The sequence below is a fragment of the uncultured Nostoc sp. genome (assembly GCF_964245445.1).
In the GTDB taxonomy this organism is placed as follows: domain Bacteria; phylum Cyanobacteriota; class Cyanobacteriia; order Cyanobacteriales; family Nostocaceae; genus Nostoc.
The window spans coordinates 1-1,742 of the sequence record NZ_CAXTNE010000278.1 but is presented as its reverse complement, the minus strand read 5'-3'; the positions used below and the strand labels follow the sequence as shown (position 1 = coordinate 1,742).

General features: G+C 39.1%; 1 protein-coding gene and 1 pseudogene. Both read right to left on the bottom strand.

Annotated features, from left to right (window positions below):
* Positions 1-202 precede the first annotated feature (202 nt).
* Positions 203-1,405, bottom strand: coding sequence for an MFS transporter (locus ACFE90_RS31365; RefSeq protein WP_375506240.1), 1,203 nt, complete (start codon positions 1,403-1,405; stop codon positions 203-205).
* Positions 1,406-1,500: 95 nt separating this feature from the next.
* Positions 1,501-1,689, bottom strand: a pseudogene (locus tag ACFE90_RS31360) (rubredoxin); the annotation flags it as partial.
* Positions 1,690-1,742: the final 53 nt, after the last annotated feature.

The following is a 1,742-nucleotide window of genomic DNA, read 5'->3' as shown; positions in this document are numbered from 1 at the left end:
CTGACAATGCTATTGTATCGACTGACAATGCCATTGCATCGGCTAGCAAAAACAAACTTCCCCTTTCTTTTCCCTTACCTTATTTAAAAGACTCGCCCAATCACACAGAGATATCCAATAGGATGGGATAAAGTTTTTTGTATTTTATGCAAATAAGAACCGCCATAATCTAATGTAATGAGCAGATTTTAAAAGGAAAGGGTTAGACTCCTTTCACACAAGTGCAATACCTAAACACAAAAAATATCAGAACTGCAAAACCAGTCGCCGCATAAAACACGCTACTAATTCCGCCAAAACCAAAAGCATAGCCCATCAACAACGGCCCTAATGTTTGCCCTAATCCATAAAATGTCCCGTTTACTGATATAATCGTCGCCAAATATTCTTTTGGTGCTAAATCTGCTAAAAGTGTTTGGATAGTAGGAAAACCAATACCAAGCCCAATACCAAAGATTGTACTAGGGATTAATAGTAACCAGATATTTGACACAAAAGGAACTATTAACATAGCTAAAGCATAAAAAACATAAGATGCACTAATTAAACTTGTGCCTGTAAATCTTCTAGCTAGTCTACCTAATTGGGAAGCTGTGATGGTAATTGCCACAGAAACACTAGAAAGTAACAATCCAATAATGGTAGGCGGCGCTTTGAAGGTATCGTTAATTAACTGTGGTAAATAGGTAACGTAAGCGCCATAAAGGAAAACAAAGTTAGCAGCACTGGCAATAAAAAGTCCAAATAGCTGACGATTTTTTAGAACTTTTACGGCATTGCTTAAATACTGTTGGAGATTGCGATCGCCTTTTGGTTCTGGATTCTTGAGTGCAAACAACACCAGTAACCCAAGAGGTATCGCTAATATGGGCAGCATGAAGGGATAATACCAGCCCATTGTTGCTAATGCGCCACCGATTATTGGATAACTTGCTGTGCCTACACTGCTGATACTTGCATTGTAACCCATTGCAGTAGTGCGTCTGTCTCCTCTATATAAATCGCCGATTAAAGTGATACTCAGAGAAAGCAAAGAAGCAGCACCAATTCCTTGCAGCAAGCGTAACCATAGCAGTAAATTAAAATCGCGGGCAAAAGCGCAAGCTGTACCAGCTATGCCAAATAAAAACAATGAAGGAACAATAATTCTTTTTCTGCCCCATCTATCGGCAAGAATACCAATAATTGGCCCTAAAATCAGAGATGGTAATGTAAATGCTGTAATCAATAAACCCAAGTTTTTTGGATTGATATTTAAGTCTTTAGCTAACTTGGGAAAAGCCGGAGTCACGCTAGAAACTCCGATAACAGCAATCAAGGCAACTGCACAAATAATCTGAAAATTTAGCTCTAGATAAACTGGTCTCTGTCGTTTAAATTGACTGTTATCTTCTGGTGAATTCATGATTTTACCCTGTGTATAAATAATCAAGAACGCGAAGCATCTCTTAAGACGCTTCGCGTTTATGTGCTAAAAAGAGTGCCTAATTGATTGTCGTCTTAAGCTGCAACTTTTTCCTCAAATGGTTTAAAGGTTTTTTTGCTAGCGCCGCAAATCGGACATTCCCAGTCATCGGGAATTTCTTCAAAAGGTGTACCAGGTGCAATTCCTGAATCAGGATCGCCAGCAACCGGATCGTAACTCATGCTGCATTGTCTACAAATCCATTTCCGAGTTTTGGGATCTTCATATCAAGTCCGGTGAATCACTTACGATTACCGTATCTGTGCAAAAATCTCAA

What these genes read in the sequence shown, in the direction of transcription:
- ACFE90_RS31365 (WP_375506240.1), bottom strand. Translation starts at nt 1,405, where the DNA reads ATGAATTCACCAGAAGATAACAGTCAATTTAAACGACAGAGACCAGTT.